This window comes from Streptomyces sp. NPDC058145 (assembly GCF_042884245.1).
GTDB lineage: Bacteria > Actinomycetota > Actinomycetes > Streptomycetales > Streptomycetaceae > Streptomyces.
On the sequence record NZ_JBHVUH010000011.1, the window covers coordinates 324,184 to 341,054 of the forward strand.

General features: G+C 68.6%; 12 protein-coding genes. 7 read left to right on the top strand and 5 right to left on the bottom strand.

The features are described from left to right. Positions 1 to 49 precede the first annotated feature (49 nt). From ACFVVO_RS26030 to ACFVVO_RS26050, 5 genes are all read left to right on the top strand, one after another. Positions 50 to 397 carry a WXG100 family type VII secretion target gene (locus ACFVVO_RS26030; protein WP_390057995.1) on the top strand — a complete coding sequence of 116 codons (348 nt, stop codon included), beginning with the start codon at positions 50 to 52 and terminating at the stop codon, positions 395 to 397. 95 nt (positions 398 to 492) lie between these two features. Next, positions 493 to 792: a WXG100 family type VII secretion target gene (locus ACFVVO_RS26035; protein ID WP_390057996.1), complete on the top strand. Its 300-nt coding sequence runs from the start codon at positions 493 to 495 to the stop codon at positions 790 to 792. Between the two features lie 98 nt (positions 793 to 890). Further along, entirely contained in the window at positions 891 to 1,871 is a 981-nt protein-coding gene (locus ACFVVO_RS26040; RefSeq protein WP_390057997.1) for a serine/threonine protein kinase, read from the top strand. 14 nt (positions 1,872 to 1,885) lie between these two features. Next, positions 1,886 to 4,075, top strand: coding sequence for a protein kinase (locus tag ACFVVO_RS26045; protein WP_390057998.1), 2,190 nt, complete (start codon positions 1,886 to 1,888; stop codon positions 4,073 to 4,075). An 84-nt stretch (positions 4,076 to 4,159) separates the two neighbouring features. After that, positions 4,160 to 6,313 (top strand): protein kinase, encoded by a 2,154-nt coding sequence (locus tag ACFVVO_RS26050; protein ID WP_390057999.1) that lies wholly within the window; start codon positions 4,160 to 4,162, stop codon positions 6,311 to 6,313. A 56-nt stretch (positions 6,314 to 6,369) separates the two neighbouring features. Here the strand turns inward: ACFVVO_RS26050 and ACFVVO_RS26055 are convergent, their stop codons facing one another. From ACFVVO_RS26055 to eccCa, 4 genes are all read right to left on the bottom strand, one after another. Then, the gene (locus ACFVVO_RS26055; protein WP_390058000.1) at positions 6,370 to 6,927 is read right to left on the bottom strand and encodes a hypothetical protein; all 558 of its coding nucleotides are present in this window, start codon (positions 6,925 to 6,927) and stop codon (positions 6,370 to 6,372) included. A gap of 15 nt (positions 6,928 to 6,942) precedes the next feature. Beyond that, on the bottom strand, positions 6,943 to 9,222 hold the full coding sequence (locus ACFVVO_RS26060) for a hypothetical protein (protein ID WP_390058001.1): 2,280 nt from the start codon (positions 9,220 to 9,222) through the stop codon (positions 6,943 to 6,945). A gap of 28 nt (positions 9,223 to 9,250) precedes the next feature. Continuing rightward, positions 9,251 to 9,772, bottom strand: coding sequence for a hypothetical protein (locus ACFVVO_RS26065; RefSeq protein ID WP_390058002.1), 522 nt, complete (start codon positions 9,770 to 9,772; stop codon positions 9,251 to 9,253). 176 nt (positions 9,773 to 9,948) lie between these two features. Next, a complete protein-coding gene (gene eccCa / locus ACFVVO_RS26070) occupies positions 9,949 to 13,923 on the bottom strand; it encodes a type VII secretion protein EccCa (RefSeq protein ID WP_390058003.1) in 3,975 nt (1,324 codons plus the stop codon). 335 nt (positions 13,924 to 14,258) lie between these two features. Here eccCa and eccD point away from each other — a divergent pair, with 335 nt between their 5' ends. Then, a complete protein-coding gene (eccD, locus tag ACFVVO_RS26075; protein ID WP_390058025.1) occupies positions 14,259 to 15,767 on the top strand; it encodes a type VII secretion integral membrane protein EccD in 1,509 nt (502 codons plus the stop codon). Between the two features lie 68 nt (positions 15,768 to 15,835). Here the strand turns inward: eccD and ACFVVO_RS26080 are convergent, their stop codons facing one another. Continuing rightward, complete coding sequence (locus tag ACFVVO_RS26080) at positions 15,836 to 16,129, bottom strand: DUF397 domain-containing protein (protein WP_390058004.1); 294 nt, start codon at positions 16,127 to 16,129, stop codon at positions 15,836 to 15,838. Between the two features lie 280 nt (positions 16,130 to 16,409). Between ACFVVO_RS26080 and rpsO the strand changes: the two genes are divergently transcribed. Next, the gene (gene rpsO, locus ACFVVO_RS26085; protein WP_005479656.1) at positions 16,410 to 16,697 is read left to right on the top strand and encodes a 30S ribosomal protein S15; all 288 of its coding nucleotides are present in this window, start codon (positions 16,410 to 16,412) and stop codon (positions 16,695 to 16,697) included. Positions 16,698 to 16,871 lie beyond the last annotated feature (174 nt).

Below are 16,871 nucleotides of genomic sequence, written 5' to 3' on the forward strand. Positions count from 1 at the left end.
GAGCCGAAACAGTTGGACCGAAGAGACAGACAAGAAAGGGCGGGCTGACATGGCCGACAAGCAGAAGCTCGAAGATGCCGCAGTAATTCACCTGCAGAAGAGGATGGCCGAGAAGTACGAGGGCATCCGTAAGCGCGTGCACGGCCTTCAGGGCGTCATCGACGGCCTCGAGGGTCAGTGGCAGGGCATCGGTCGTGCCGCGTTCGACAAGAAGCAGTACGAGATCAACGAGTCGCTGAAGAACATCGGCGACATCCTCGGTGACGTCATCGAGGCGATGACCGCGACGCGCAACATCAAGGACAGCAAGGAAGACGAGGTGCGCGCGGCCGTCAACAAGATCGACGTCCAGGACGGCGCTCCCACGGTTCAGTCCTCCTCCCTCAGCTCCTACTGAGCTCGGCCTCTTCACGAGGCGAACGGCACTCAGAGCTACTGCCGGGCAACCGGCGCACCCAACAGGCACACATCGGCGAGACGAGGAAAACAGCCATGGCCAACAACGCTGAGGGACTGTCAGTAACTTACGACGGGCTCGACATCGCGGCGACGAAGATCGGCAACGAGGCGAGCCAGCTCGAGCAGGACCTGCAGGAGCTCCGCAAGATGGTGGTGAGCAGCCTGCAGTACTGGGAGGGCCAGGCCCAGAACACCTTCCACGAGAAGCTGCACCGCTGGGACAAGGAGGCGAACGACATCCACCAGGCGCTGACCGGGATCGGTCACGTCGTCGCCCAGTCCGGCGGTACGTACATGGAAGGCGACAAGAAGGCCTCCAGCTACTTCCAGTAGAACGAGGCTCGCAGGAAGCAACTCCAGGGTGGGCGCGCGCGGGAGGCGCCCACCCTGCTGCTGTGCCGAGCCGGTGAGGTGAGCCGAATGGACGAACGATGAACATGCGCGCAGGCACTGGATCAAGAACCCGCGATACGCGGTCAATCGGTCCGTACACGGTGGTCACCCGACTCGACACCCGCATGCCTGCGCACGCACCCGTATCCGAATACCGTTTCATCGCCCGCAGCTCCGACGGAAACCGCACCGTACTGCTGAGCACACCTCTGGCGACGGTCGATCCGCAGCGCTTCATGGCCGAAGCCGATGCCTCTCGGTATCTCCTGGGATCCTGGGTTCTCCCGGCAGTCGAACTCGCCGCTCCCGGCGACCAGACGTGGCACGCGCGTCCTTACGTGCCCGCTCTTCCGCTGCCCACCGCCCTTGCCCTGCACGGGGGGCCGCTGCCCGAGCGGACCGTTCGGGCTCTCGCCGTGGCGTTGGCCGAGAACCTCGCCGTGATGCACGGACAGAACCTGACTCACGCGGGCCTCTGTCCGTCCGCAGTGCTCATCGCGGTGGACGGACCCCGCCTCACCTGCTTCGGAGCGGCACGGGCCGCCGCACCTGACGGTGTCCCACGGCAGGAGATCCCCGGGCTCGATCCCGGCAGCCTGCCGCCCGAGCAGGCCGCGGGTGGCCGGCCGCGCCCACTGGGTGACGTCTACGCACTCGGCGCCACGCTCGCCTACGCGGCCACCGGATACACCATGCCGGAACGAGAGGAACTTCCGGCCGAACTGCGCTCCCTGATCGCCCGGTGCCTTTCCCGTGACCCGGCACAGCGGCCGGAACTCCCCGAACTGACAGAAGAATTGACCGGGCGAACCCAACCGGACGCTCCGGTGGGCTTCGCTGCCCCTTCGCGTGCTGACACGCTGCTCGGCCCCGGCTGGCTGCCTGCCCGACTCATCGCCGCCATCGTTCATCAGGCGGCGTCAGTGCTGGCCGCAGAGGTGCGAACGCCTCAGCAACAGGCCTGGACACAGGGTCGCGCGCCGTCTCCGGACGCCGCAGTCCGCCACCCCAGCAACTGACGACAAGAATTTCCATGCCGACTCCACTCACCCACGACGATCCCGTCGCCCTCGGCCCCTACCGGCTCATCGCCCGACTCGGTGGCGGAGGCATGGGCACCGTCTACGTGGCGCGTTCCTCCGGTGGGCGCACCGTGGCTGTGAAGACCATGCATGCCTCCATCGCCACCGATCCGGCCGCACGCACCCGTTTCCGGCTGGAGGTGGACGCTGCTCGGGTCATAGGCGATGAGTTCGGGGCGCGGGTCATGGACGCGGATCCCCTCGCGGAGACGCCCTGGCTCGCCACGGAGTACGTGCTTGGGCCCCCGCTCGGCGAGGCCGTGGAAGCGGGGGGACCCCTGCCCGAACAGTCAGTACGGGCCTTGGGCGCTGCGCTGTGCTCGGCGCTCGGCCAGCTGCATCGGTCCGATGTGGTGCACCGCGACCTCAAACCGTCCAACATCCTGGTGACGGCGTACGGGCCGAAGGTCATCGACTTCGGCATCGCGCGGGCCATCGGGGACGACCGGTTGACTCGTACCGGCTCCGCCGTCGGCACACCTGCCTTCATGTCCCCGGAGCAGGCGACCGGGCAGGATCACGATGCGGCCGGTGACGTGTTCGCCCTCGCCGGCGTGCTGGTGTACGCGGCCACCGGGCACGCCCCGTTCGGGCACGGCCAGGCGGCGGACCTGCTCTACCGGGTGCGATACACGCAGGCGGACCTCAGCGGCGTACCGGCCTCGCTCACGCCGATGCTCGCCAGGTGCCTGGCCAAGGATCCGCGCGAGCGGCCCACGACGGCCGAACTGGCGGCTCACCTTCACGACGGAGCCGGCGATTTCGCCGATCACCTTCCCGACGAGCTGCTCGCGGACATCGGGCGGCGGGCTGCCGACGTCTGGCGGCTGGTACCGCAGCGGCTTCCGGCGCCCTCGGCCGAGAGGGATCTCTCCGCAGTCGCCGCACCGCTCGGGCGAGGCCCTTCGCGACGGGCATTCCTGGCTGCGGGAGGGGCGCTCGTGTTGACCGCAATCGTGGGCGGGACCGCGTGGTGGTACCAAGGGCGTGCCGCACCCGCTCCGAAGTCGAAGAAGGCGCCGCGGCAGACACGTAACCTCGATCCGCTGTGGCATTACGGCGAAAACATCGATCTCACGATGGACGGCTGGGGCCTCACGGTGCCGTACCACGCGTACGGATCCGTCGTGCTGCCGCTGAACGGGCGCGCCAAACGCTTCGACCCGTCCACTGGGCGGGCTCAACGGGACGCTCTCGTCTCGGGCACCTGGTGGCAGACGGCGGTCCGCAACGGTCGGCTCTGCTCGCTCGATCAGGACTACTCCGGGCAGCCGCAGCCGCATCCGCAGTCAACGGCGATCGTCACTTGGGAGGACAGTCAGCGTTACGAGAAGCCGACCTCGGTTCGTTTCGCTGACACCAATCCCAACATTCAGCCGAACCAGATCCTCTCCGTCTCCGACGACATCGTGTACGTGGCACTGGGATCCGGGAAGGGGCCATCCGGCACGGGTTTTGAGCCCTCACAGATCTGGACCCTGCGTGCCGCGGACTTCAGGACCGGCAAGACGCTCTGGAAGGAGTCCTTGCCGAAGCGGTCGACCACGAGCACCCGGCTGCACTTCCTCGCCGCGAAGGTCGTCGGCGGCCGCCTGGTGACGCTTCAGGAGGTGGCTGACCGAAAGGTGCATGTCGTCGTCCGCGACACGGCCAGCGGAGCCGTCCTGTGGGACAAGCCGTGCGATGTCGGGGACCCCGACTCCCTCAGGAGCGACATCGTCTCGGACGGAAAGTACCTCTACCTCGGTGGTGCTCAGCTGCGTGCACTGCGACTGAGTGACGGGGCTCAGGTATGGACCCTTGAAGGCGACGGGGATTACAGCCCGCCCGCGTTGAAGAAGGGCGTGCTCTACGCCGTACGTAAGGGGGTTGGGCTCACGGCCGTGGACGCGCAACGGGGGCAAACCCTGTGGGCCGAAGCGACAGCCGAGGCGGACCAGGCGTACACGGGGTGGCAACCAGTTGTCGGCGCCAGCTACGCGTTCTACAGGAACGGGATGCAACTGCGGGCCATCTCCCTGTCCGGCCACGGAACCGCCCTGACGTACAAGACGGCAGCCGAGCGGTTCCACATGGATGCCCAGTCCGGACTGATCCTCGGCGTGGCCCCGGACCGCCTCTCCGCCTACCCGCTCAAGTAGCCACGAGCGGGCCGCTAGTTTGTCACCGTCCACGACAGCATCGCGGACACCGAATTCGTGCCCTCGGCAGAAGGACCGACCTTCATGAAAACCCTCGGCACCGGCGATCCGGTCCGTCTCGGCCCCTATCGCCTGCTCGGCGTCCTCGGCGAGGGCGGGATGGGCAAGGTCTACGTGGGTCAGGACGGCGCCGGCGTCCTCGCCGCCGTCAAGGTGCTGCGTCCCGAACTCGCTCACGACACGAATCTCGCCCAGCGCTTCGTTCGCGAGGCTCATGCGGCCCAGGCCGTGCGCAGCAAGGGAATCGCAGCCGTACTCGGGGCGCAGACGGAGGCCGCGCGACCTTGGATTGCCACCGAGTTCCTGGCGGGCCTCACCCTGGACCAGGTGGTCGACACATACGGTCCACTCTCCGAACCTGCCTTGCGCGATATGGCGACGTCCTTGGCACGGACTCTTGCCGACATTCACGCCGCGGGCTTTGTCCATCGAGATCTCAAGCCGCCGAACATCGTGCTCACCTCGGAAGGGCCGCGCGTAATCGACTTCGGCATCGCCCGTCCCGAACACGGGCTGACCCTCACGAACACCGGTCAGATCCCCGTCACTCCTGGCTACGGTGCGCCCGAGCAAGTCCTGGGACAGCGCGTCGCGCCGCCTGCGGACGTGTTCTCCCTCGGAGCCGTGCTCGTGTACGCCGCCACCGGCAGACGCGCCTTCGACGGCGATCACGTTGCGGCGTTGCAGTACGAGGTCGTACACGGTCAGCCGCAACTGGACGGCATGTCCCCCCACCTGCGGACTCTCATCGCTCCGTGTCTGGCGAAGGATCCGGCTGTCCGCCCCGTGCCTCTTCAGATCGCCCAGGCCATGTCAGCGCCCAAGGGGGCCGGTCGGGTGTGGCGGCGAGGGAACGTCGCGGACGCGATCAAGTCACGTGAGACCGATGCCCAACGGTTGACGACTCACATCACGGCGCAGCGGACCGCCGGCTCGCCGACCCTGACGCGGCGACGACTCCTCACCGGTCTGTCCGGGGCAGGTGTGGCCGTCGCGGCCGCAAGCGGTACGACGGCTTGGTGGCTCGGCACGCGGGACGGCACGGCATCCCGGAGCCCGAAGACGAGCGGCCCGTTCGACATCCCACCGGCTGTGCGGACCCCCATCGAGCGGCTGGACCGCCGCCTCGGCAGGGACGAACCCGTGGGCGACCACCCTGCGAACATCTGGTCACTGAGCGATGTGGCGGACATCTACTCGCCCGGGCTGCTGCCGGTACGGGACGTCCTCGTCTTCGGCGCCGCGAGCGGCGGTATCGCGGGGCACGACGTCACGAACGGCAAGCGGCGCTGGAGTGCACCGGACATCATGGCGAAGGGCGGGTACCTGTCGCTGTCGGATCGGCTGGTTGCGTGCGTCGACAGCCAGGGCGCACTGCGTACCTTCGTTCCGTCCACCGGAGAGGCCAAATGGGTGTGTTCAGACGCGGAAGCGGCGACGATGCTCGCCGCCGACGCGGAGGCGGTGTACGTCCTCACGAAGGAGGGCAGCGTGCGCAGCGTCGGTCGCTCGGACGCGAAGGTCCGGTGGACGGCCACCGTACCGGCTGATTTCCGTGAGAATTTGATCAACCCCGCCGCCGTCGGGCAGGGCAGGCTTGTCCTGTCGGCGTCGAACGGGAGCGTTCTCGCGGTGCGGACGAGCGACGGCCGTGCCGCATGGATCCGGACGGCTCAGTTCGACGAACACGACATCAAGGTTCGTCCGTTCATTTACGGAAGCACCGTGTATGTCAACGGCAGGGCACTCGAAGCGCGCAGACTCAGCGATGGGGAGATGATCTGGAGCACGAAGTCCACAGGCGGCAGCGTCCGGGATGGCTGGGGCTCGCCGGCCGTCGGTGCGGAGGCGATCTATGCGAGCGATGGCAACTACCCCATGCGCTTGGACATGCGCGACGGCAGCCGCATGTGGACGCCCGAGCGTACCGGTTACGTCGGCAAAACAATGACCTCGCTGGACAAGAGTCGCATTCTGGTGGCGGTCCACGCCGTGTGGGCATTCGACTCATCAGGCATGGAGTCGTATCCGACGCAGCTCATTGCAGCCAAGGCGGCCGATGGCGACGAGGTGTGGCGTTACCCGCTGCCCCATTTCGACAATGTCCGTCTCGCCGCCGCGGGCAACCGAGTCTTCGTCATGTATGACAGCGCGCTCGAAGCCCTGACGACTTTCTGAAGCGGTGTGGCCTCCCGTCGATCGGCGCGAGGCCACCCAGTCTCGCGTTCCTTCCCTCAAGTGTCCTTTTCGGTGCACTCCGCGGATGTGGACGCCGCATCGGCGAACTCGGCGATCGCTTTTTCCATGGCGGCTGCGTCGACCGAATCGTGGTGTTTTCTGATCACCGTGAAGACTTCGGCGGCGTCCTTCCGCTTCGGGTTGCAGTCCACGCGCTCCACTGCGGCCGACTCGGAAACGATGAACCGCTGCGCTTCCATCTTGATGCTCGCGGCGGTCAGGCCGTAAGTGCCAAAGGCGACGTTCGAAAGGGTGGTCCTCGGCTGCCACCGCTCGATGATGCTCGAGAGGACGAGCTGTCCGTCGACCGAGACCTGACATCGGGCGTAGCCGGGCGAGCCGCTCTTCCGGGACGAGATCTTCTTCCCGGCCGGAAGAAGCGGCTCGAGAGCCGACGCGGGCACCGGTGTTCCGCACAGCGACGATGGAACGGCGTATTCCCGCTTCGCTGATGATGCTCCCGGCGAGCATGCGGTCATGGCCAGGCCCACAGCGGGGACCGCCAAGAGACCGACGACGCGTGAGAGTAGGAAGTGGGAGTGGCGGACCTGCATCGGTGTCGCTTCCTGCTAGGAAATTTCGGTTTGGAGATCGTCGGCCATGCGTCGCCCGTCGGTGGAAGCATCGTTGAAGCCGTCACCGGTGCCGTAACGTGCCCATTCGCCCACCTGGTCCGCATACGAGACGTGGTGGGCCTTGGCCGCCTCGTTGGCGGCCTTCTGCGCCAGGGCGATACTGCGGTCGCGGCTGTCCTCCCAGAGCTTGGCGGAATCCAGCCCGCTGTCCTCCAGGTGGCTGCCCTCGACGCCGTTGAACAGTTCTCCGAGCACGACACTGCTCACGGTACCGGCGGCACCACCGACCGCGGCGCCCACAACCGGCGTGGCGATGAAGCTCGTTCCCACGCCGATACCGGTGCCGACAACGCCGTTCGCCACGTTCTGCCACTGCGAGACGGCGTGGTTGTAGGCGTCGTCCGCTTCCTTCGCGGGGCCCAGCACAGCCTCCTGACGGCCGATGGCCAGACAGCCTCCCACCTCTGCCGACCGCCTGGAGATCTCCGTGATGGTGTTCTCCATGCTCTGCCCGTACCGGTGGTCCGCGGGCAGGTCCGGATTCATGTGGTAGTCCATGAGGTTCGCCATGTAGGCCTTCTGGCCGACCTCCACTGCGGAGTAGCCCTCGGGGTTCTGCCCGACCGTGATCAGGAAGCGGGAGACGTCGGCGTGGCTCATCTGTGCCGATGCCCCGGAGACAGGGAAGAGTTTTTCGATCTGCTGCCAGTCTGGGGAGTCCCCGTCCGGCCTCACATCCGTAGTGGCCCGGTTGATGTCCGGAAGGTACTCCGACGCCATCTGCCCGATGCTGTCGGACATGTAACCGTGGTCGGTCAGACGGTTCGGGTCTTCGCTGACGGACTTGACCACGCTCGCCATGAGATTGGCCTGCTGGTCGTTGTGCGCCGGGGTGTCGGCCGTCGGGATTTCGCCCGCCGGATGCCCGGTCGTGCCCGCCTCGATGGCCATCGCCAGGTTGTTCTGCCCGGTGAAGATGTCGTCGCCCTTGAGGCTGGTCTCCTTGGGCCACTCCCGGTCCTCGAAGAGGTACTGGAAGTTTGAGACGGCCTCCTTATGGTCTCCGCCCTTGGGCAGGTACTCCTCGTTGAGGAAGCCCGTGGCCGCGTCGGGGCTGCTGGACAGCGCCTTCAGGTAGCCCGTCAACGGGTCGTCGCCGCTGTCGTCGCCCATGCGGTTGAGCCACGGGTCCATGCCCATGTGCTGCCAGGCCATGTTGGCGTGCTCGCCGTTTCCGGTGAGCTTGCGCTCGGTGGTCATGAGAGCGGTGCCGTAGCTCTTCAGGAACTGGTCGTCGTAGTCGCCGGCCCGCATGAGGTTGCTCATGACCTGGAAGCCCATGGGACCCACCTGACCACCGACGGGCTGATCGCCGAGGTCGACCATCCTGCCCTTCCACACCGTCATCGCGGCAGAGTCGCTGTGCGAGGCGGTGGCCAGCGTCAGGCTGAGGTTGCGCTGCAGGTCGCCGTACTGGTCGACGCGCTCCGGGCCCAGCCGGGCCGCCTTGTGGGGGTCGTTGATCCCGGCCCAGAACTCGAGTGTCTTATCCGGCCCGAGCCCGGTGGCGAAGCGCTCCGCGAACAGCGGGTCGTCGGCGTACTGCTTCAGCCCGGCGTTGAGCTTGTCGAAGTCGGCGGGCGACAGGTCCTCCGGGTCCTTCTTGGCCAGGGCTGCCAGCTCGTCCGCCTCCTTGATGGCGGCGTCGGCCGAGTCGCGGTCCTTGTAGGCCGCGTCCGAGAAGCCGTAGTCGGTCTGGTCGGCGAGAGCCGTGAGTACCGTTTTCGCCGAGTTGTCGCTCTCCGTCGCCTTGGTGAGTATGCCCTCGACCTCGTCGCGGAGGGCGGTGACGTCGTGTTCGTCGTGTTCCGGAGGTGTGTAGCCGGACGCGGCCCGGTCGGGGTGTACGTTCATCGTCACGGTGAAGCCGCCGTCGCCGGTGTCCATCACCGTCAGGTTCTTCTTCAGTCCGCGCTCGATCGCCCCGTTGAGCTGCTTCTGGTAGCCCTTCAGCTCACCGGCGGTGTCGCTCAGGATGTTGTGGATCGTCTGCGCCTGGGTGTGGGCGTCCTGGAACTCCCCGGCTGTCTTGCCGATGAACTCCTTGGTGACCAGGCTGTTCTCACCGGCCCATTCGGCCTTGTTCGCAGCCTGGTGCAGGCCCTTCTCGGCGTCCTCCGCCAGGGCTTCCAGGTTCCGGACGATATGGCCCCAGTCCTCGACGGCGTCGTCGAGGAGCTTGAAGTTGGCGAAGCGCAGAGCGTCAAGATCCATCAGTCGGCGTCCCCGTTGTGCGTCGTGATCAGTTCTTCTTCGGCTTGTCCGACGGGCCGTAGATCGGGTTGTGGTCTCCCGGTCCACCGACACGCTCGTCGAAGCCGGCGTCCAGGGTGTCGATGCTGCTCATCTGCCGCAGGATGTACGCCTCGTCGCCTGCGTGGATCTTCTTGGTGACCTGCATGTGGTTGGAGATGTGGGCGCACGCGTCCAGCAGGGAGTTGAGCTGTACGTCCCACTTGTTCGACACGTACTGGAGTCCCGAGCCGAGGGCGAAGCCCTGCTGCGTCAGATCGCCCGCCGCCGAGTCCACGCTGGTGTTCGACAGCCGGGCCCGGTCCCAGAGCTGGGTGTAGAGGGTATGGGCGTGGCTGCCGATCTTCGCCAGATCGTGCTGAGTGACCTTGAGGTCACCGGTCTGGCTGGGGACCGAGGTGGGGCCACCTCCGGGATCGGCCGGCAGCTGGTTGAGCTGCATGTGCGTCTCCCCGCCCTGCTGGCGCGTCACCGCCTCCGTCTTGAGCTGCTCCCATTCGTCCCATGCCATGGGTGATCCATCCTCGCGCACCGCGTGTTCAGTGATCGTCGTCCACTTTGGATTGTCCAGTTCCGGTCAACGTAGCAATGCGCAGGAACGGACGCAGCAGCAATCTCGAGTACGTGCAGAAACTCCAACTGGGTGCCGGGGGACGCGTACCGGGAAGATTCCGGAGCCGTGCGGGCTCAGCTCACCTCGTCCGTGACCTGCCCCACCTGCACCATGGGCTTCCCCCGCTTCCGCGACACGAAGACGCCCCGGCCCGCGGGCATCGGGCGTGGCCGTACGCCGCCCAGCAGGTCGCCCTCGGCCGGGTCACCCGCGAGGACGACGCCCTGGGCGCCGAGTTCCTTGATGCGCTGCATGAAGGACTCGTAGCCGGCGCGGCCCCCGCCCGCCGTGGAGCGGGCGATGATGAAGCGGACGCCGACGTCGCGGGCGAACGGGAGCAGTTCCGTCAGGCCAGCCAGCGGGTTGCCGCTCGACGTGGACACGAGGTCGTAGTCGTCGATGACGACGTACACCGTGGGTCCCCGCCACCAGCTGCGGTTGCGCAGCTGCTCCGGGGTCACGTCGGCCGTCGGGGTGCGGCGCTGCATCAGGTCGGCCAGCGCGTCCATGTGGTGCTGCATCTGGTTCGACATGGGGATGTACTCCGCCAGGTGGGACGGCGGCGTCACGCCGAGCAGCGAGCGGCGGTTGTCGACGACGAACAGCTTGCAGGAGTTGCCGTCGTAGCGCTCGGTGAGACGCTTGATCAGCAGCTTCAGCAGGTTCGACTTACCGGACTCGCTCTCGCCGAACACCAGGAAGAACGGGTCCTGCTCGAAGTCCACGAACACCGGCTCGAGGTTGTCCTCGTCGAGCGCGAAGGAGACGCCGCGCTGCGGGAAACGGTCGCCCGGAGGAAGCTGCGCCGCCGGGAACTCGCGGGGCAGCAGACGCACCTCCGGTGCGCCCGGCTCCTGCCAGTGGCGGGTGACCTCGGACGCGAGGGCGGTCGTCGCCTCCGCGAGGTCCGTGTCGGAGGAGAGACCGTCGATCCGCGGGACCGCCGCCATGAAGTGCTGCTTCTGCGGGGTCTGGCCACGACCCGGCACACCGGTGGGGACGTTGGCCGCGACCTTGCGGTCGAACTCGGAGTCCATCGGGTCGCCGAGCCGCAGCTCGAGGCGGTTCATCAGGTGGTCCTTGAGGTTCGCGCGGACCTCCATCGAGCGCGAGGCGGTGAGGATGAGGTGGATGCCGTAGCCCAGACCGCGCGCCGCGATGTCCAGGACCAGCGGCTCCAGCGCCTCGTAGTCCGTGCGGAAGTTGCCCCAGCCGTCGATGACCAGGAAGACGTCGCCCCAGGGCTGGTCGGTCACCGAGATGTCACCGCGCGCGCGGCGGGAGCGGAACTCCGCGATGGAGGAGATCCCCGAGGAGCGGAAGTACTCCTCGCGGCGGGTCATGACGCCGTACACCTCGGCCGCCGTACGCCGGACCTTCTCGGGGTCCAGGCGGGAGGCGACACCGCCCACGTGCGGCAGGCCGGCCACCGCGGCCATGCCGCCACCACCGAAGTCCAGGCCGTAGATCTGCACTTCCCGGGGCGTGTGGGTGAGCGCGAACGAGGCGATGATCGAGCGCAGCAGCGTCGACTTGCCGGACTGCGGGCCGCCGATGATCTGCATGTGGCCGGCCGCGCCGCCGAAGTCCGCCCACAGCGGGTCGCGCCGCTGCTCGTACGGCTTGTCGACGAGGCCGACCGGGATGACGAGCCGGCCCGCGCCCTCGTAGCCCGGCTGGGTCATGCCGCGGCCGGGGACCGGGGCGAGCCCGGGAAGCAGCGCGTCCAGCGACGGCGGGCTGTCCAGCGGGGGCAGCCACACCTGGTGGGCGCCCGGACCCTGCGCCTCCAGACGCCGCACGATCACGTCGAGCACGGTGTCGGCGAGCGCGTCGTCCTGCTGCTTCTCGGGCGTCTCCTGGCGCTGCTGGGGGACCGCCGCGTACTGCACCGGGACCTCGGCCGCCGTGAACAGCGCCGGCCTGCGGTCGACGGGCAGCGGGCCGCCCAGCGCGGCCGCCGCCTGCGAGCTCGTGCGGTACACGCCGGAGACGTACGCCGCCTTGAAGCGCACCATCTCGTCGGTGCCGAACTTCAGGAAACCGGAACCCGGCACGTTCGGCAGCTCGTAGGCGTCCGGCACGCCCAGCGCCGCGCGTGACTCGGCCGCCGAGAACGTCCGCAGACCGATGCGGTACGACAGATAGGTCTCCAGGCCCCGCAGACGGCCCTCCTCCAGACGCTGCGAGGCCAGCAGCAGGTGCACGCCGAGCGAACGGCCGATGCGGCCGATCTGCACGAACATCTCGATGAAGTCGGGCTTCGCGGTGAGCAGTTCGCTGAACTCGTCGATCACCAGGACGAGGGACGGGATCGGCTGCAGCGGCGCGCCCGCCGCGCGTGCCTTCTCGTAGTCGTGGATGTTCGCGTAGTTGCCCGCGTCGCGGAGCATCTCCTGGCGGCGGTTGAGCTCACCGCGGATCGAGTCGCCCATGCGGTCGACGAGGGTCAGGTCGTCCGCGAGGTTGGTGATCACGGCCGCCACGTGCGGGAGCTGGGCCATGCCGGCGAACGTGGCACCACCCTTGAAGTCGGCGAGGACGAAGTTCAGCGTCTCCGAGGAGTGGGTCACGGCGAGGCCGAGCACCAGCGTGCGCAGCAGCTCCGACTTGCCGGAACCGGTCGCACCGACGCACAGGCCGTGCGGGCCCATGCCCTCCTGCGCCGCCTCCTTCAGGTCGAGCATCACGGGCCGGCCGTCCTCGCCGAGACCGATCGGCACGCGCAGCCGCTCCGACTGCGAGCGCGGCCGCCAGGTCCGCTTCGGGTCGACCGAGGCCGCGTCGCCCAGGTTCAGCAAATCCGTGAACTCCAGGTTGGCGAGCAGCGGTTCGTCGTCGTCACCGCCCGAACCCATCCGCAGTGGCGCCAGTTGGCGGGCCAGGGCCTCGGCGGCCTCGTACGACAGGACGTCCGGCGTTCCCTCGTAGACCATCCCGTGCGCCGACTCCAGGCGCAGCTCCTGGGGGTGCACGACGACGGAGAGGTCACCGCGGCCGATGGTGAGGTCGCCGGGCACGACCTCCAGGACCGTCACGCCCTGCAGGCCCTCGGGGCTCGCCAGCAGCGACGTGGGCGGCAGCGAGACGCCGTCGAGCACGACCACCACGTGCGGCTGGTCTGCGACCGGCGGCCCGTCGGGGTGGAAACGGGGGCGGCCCTGGAGGCGGGTGGCGAGCCGGTCCTCCAGCTCCACCGGGCTGGTGGTGATCAGACGCATGCTGCCGGCGCCGTCGGCGAGGCCCGGGGCCTGCGCGTGCGGCAGCCACTTGGCCCACTCCCACTCGGGCGCCGACTCCCGGCCGGTGACGACGGCGACGACCAGGTCCTCGGGGGAGTGCAGGGAGGCGAGGGAACCGGCGACGGCACGGGCGGTACCGCGCACGGTGCCCGGCTCGCCGCTGATCGTCACGTGGTAGAAGGCCCGCAGCGACACCGCCATCGGCAGGTCGTCGAGGGCACCGTGCGTGGCCAGGAAGCGCTGCATGGCACCCGCGGTCAACGGCTCCAGCTCGTCGACCGGGGCGGTCTGCGGCGGAATCAGGGGAGTTGCCAGGGACTGCGCGCCGAGGCCCACCCGGACCTGCCCGAAGTCCTCGTCACCGGTGCGCCGTTCCCACACCCGGCTGCCCTCGGCGACCAGCGCCCACAGTTGCTCGGGTGAAGGGTGCAGGTAGAACTGGGCGTCGCGCTGCGTCTTCGCGGTGTCCAGGGCCGCGCGCCGGGTCTGCGACAGATAACGGAGGTAGTCGCGGCGCATGTCGGCCATCTGCCCCTGGCTGCCGCGCCGGTAGCGGACGAGCATCGAGATGCCCATGCCGATCGTCGACGCCACCATCACCAGGCCCATGATCTTCATGAACGGCTGGGCCTGGGGGTTGAAGAAGAACACCACGGACCCGCCCATGCCGAGCATGGGCAGGAGCTGCATCATCGCGCCCTCCTGCTGACCGCGCGGGAGCTCCGGCGGCGCCTGCAGTACGACCTCGTCCGTGGGCACTTCCTTCGGCAGCGCCCGTGGCGGGCGCTTGACGACGATGTGGCTCACTACGCACCAATTCCCTTGCCGGACCGAGATGTTTCGTCCGCCGCCCCGTGTCAGGCGAACGTCGACCGCGAAGCGCGATCCTACTGACAACCACGGCCGACGGCGGGCGGTAGGGTGCCGGTGAGACGCGTGAACAGTTGCGAATCGTTCCGGGAAAACCCGGGCAATCCGCAACGGTTCGAAGCGAGCGCCACCCCGCGAACCCCGGATGCGACCCCGCGGTCGGCCGACGGAACGGAAGGCGCGACTCAACCTACACAGGATCTTTACGGGCGGAAGGGTGCGCGGCGGCACCGCGGGCCCGCCCCACCGACGAGGGGGAACAGCAGGTGAGCATGACGGCCTCCGCGCCGGCCGGCGCGACCGGTGGACCGGGCACCGGAGCCCCTTCCGGGGCGGGCATGGGATTCGGCTTCTGCCGGGTCACCATCGTGGCACCCGACAGCCGTATCGACGTGGCACTGCCCGACGACGTACCGGTCGCCGACCTGTACCCGGAGATCCTTCGCCTTTCCCAGCAGAGCCCCGCCGAGGGCGCGCCGGTCGGCTATCACCTCGTACGGCGGGACGGCACCGTCCTCGACGGCGCCCGCTCCTTCACCGCCCAGCGCATCCTCGACGGCGAACTGCTGACCCTGCGTCCGTTCGCCGAGTCGCTGCCGCCCGCCGTCCTCGACGACGTCTCCGAGGCGGTGGCCTCCGCCGTCACCCGCGACCGCACCCTGTGGAGCGGCGACCTCACCCGTGCCGCCGGCCTGGTCGCGGCCGGCGTCCTGCCCGCGCTCCTCGCGTTCGTGGCCTGGAGCTCGCAGATCCGGCACGACATGAACAGCCTGCAGGGCATCGTCGCGGGCGTCACCGGCGTCCTGCTCGTCAGCATCGCCTGCGTACGCGCGCGTGTGTACGACGACCGGGGCTCCGCGGTCGCGCTGGGACTCGGGGCGCTGCCGAACGTCGGTGTGGCGGGCTCGGGGCTGCTGCCGCTCGCCGGCGGCGAGGGCATCGGGCGGCTGCAGTTCCTGCTCGCCTGCGCGGCGGTCCTCGTCGCCTCCCTGGTGCTCACCCTGGTGTCGCCGGGCGGTGACGGACCCTTCGTGGCGTTCCTCTTCGCCTCCGCCATCGGCCTGATCACCACCTTCATCGCGACCCTCACCGAGCTGAGGCCCATCGAGACGGCCGCGATCTGCGCCCCGCTGTCCGTCGTGGCGCTGGCCTTCCTGCCGGGTCTGTCCATGCGCTTCGCGCGGCTGCCGATCGGCTTCGAGCCGCCCAACCCGTCCCGCGGCGGCTACGACAGCGGCGAGCCCGCCCCGCAGGAGCCCGTGGACGCCGAACGGGTGGCGGCCCAGGCCCGCCGCGGCCACGAACTCCTCGTCGGCCTCGTCGGTGGCTGCGCCCTCGTCGCCGTCGGCGCGTCGATCGTCCTCGGCTTCTCCAGCAACACCTGGGCCCAGCTCCTGGCCCTCGCGACCGGCGTGGCGATGCTGATGCGGGCGCACCTGTTCCGCTACACCCAGCAGGTCGGCGCCACCCTGGCCGCGGGCCTCGCCGCGATCGTCTTCCTCGGCCTCGGGCTCGCCCTGAACCCGCCGCGCGACTACGTGATCGACGCCTTCCAGGGCGACACCACCGCCCTCGACATCCGCAGCGTCTGGATCGCCGCGGCGGTCGGCGCGGCCATCGCCCTTGTCACCGCGATCGCCCTGATCACCCCGCGGCGGGGCGTCACCCCCTTCTGGGGGCGCTTCCTGGAGATCGCCGAGAGCTTCGTGCTGCTCACGCTGATCCCGCTGGCGCTGGCCGTCTTCGACGTCTACGCGCGGGCCCGGGCGATGACCAGCTAGGGGACACGGCAACCCCAAGGCACCGAAAAGGGCGGCACGCACGCGTGCCGCCCTCTGCCGTACTCCGCTCAGTCCGCCGCGAGCCCGCCGTTGTGCGGCATCGGCTTCAGGTCGAACTCGCCGTCGCGGGCGCCCAGGACGAAGGCCCGCCACTCGGCCTCCGTGTACCGCAGCACGGTGCCCGGGTCGAGGGAGGAGCGCATCGCCACCGCCCCCGCCGGCAGGTACGCGATCTCGACCCGCTCCTCGTCCTCCTCCGTGCCCGGCGCGCAGTGCCACTCGGCATCCGAGATGTCGAGCGCGTACAGCTCGTCCCGCTCCCGCTCCTTGCGTGCCTTCATCTCCGCTTCCGACTCCGCCATTCCGAAGCGACCCCTTCCCGACGTACGTACGCTCAGCACGTTCACCCTAGTGGCGGCCGCCTCCCGCTCCGGGGCGTTCCGGAACCGGGGACAAGGGGCCCGCGGCCGCCTGGTACCCTGGTCGACGGCCGTTTGTGTACGCACCCCCGGAGCAACCGCAGGTATTCCCTGCCGCCCTGGAGGCCGCGCCCAGCGGATCCCCGCCTCCCGAGTCGTGGAAGCTCCCCCGAGAAGTGGACCGGGGGCACTCGATGGCACTTACAGACTATGAGGAGTACGCGTGTCGCTCGACGCCGCTACGAAGAAGCAGATCATCACCGAGTTCGGTACCAAGGAGGGCGACACCGGCTCCCCCGAGGTCCAGGTCGCCATGCTCTCGCGTCGCATCTCCGACCTGACGGAGCACCTGAAGACCCACAAGCACGACCACCACTCCCGCCGTGGTCTGCTGATCCTGGTCGGTCAGCGCCGTCGCCTCCTGCAGTACCTGGCGAAGAAGGACATCCAGCGCTTCCGTGCGCTGGTCGACCGTCTGGGCATCCGCCGCGGTGCGGCGGGCGCGAAGTAAGACGCCGTGAAGGGAGCGGTTCCCGAAAGGACTCGGGGGCCGCTCCCTTTGCCGTACGTGCGGAAACGTGCGCGGTGTCACACCCGCTTTGTAGTGTGGTAGCACAACGCAGTACGCACGACACGGAACACGTACGGCAGAACCCGTACGACACAGAACGAGGAGGAGCGCACC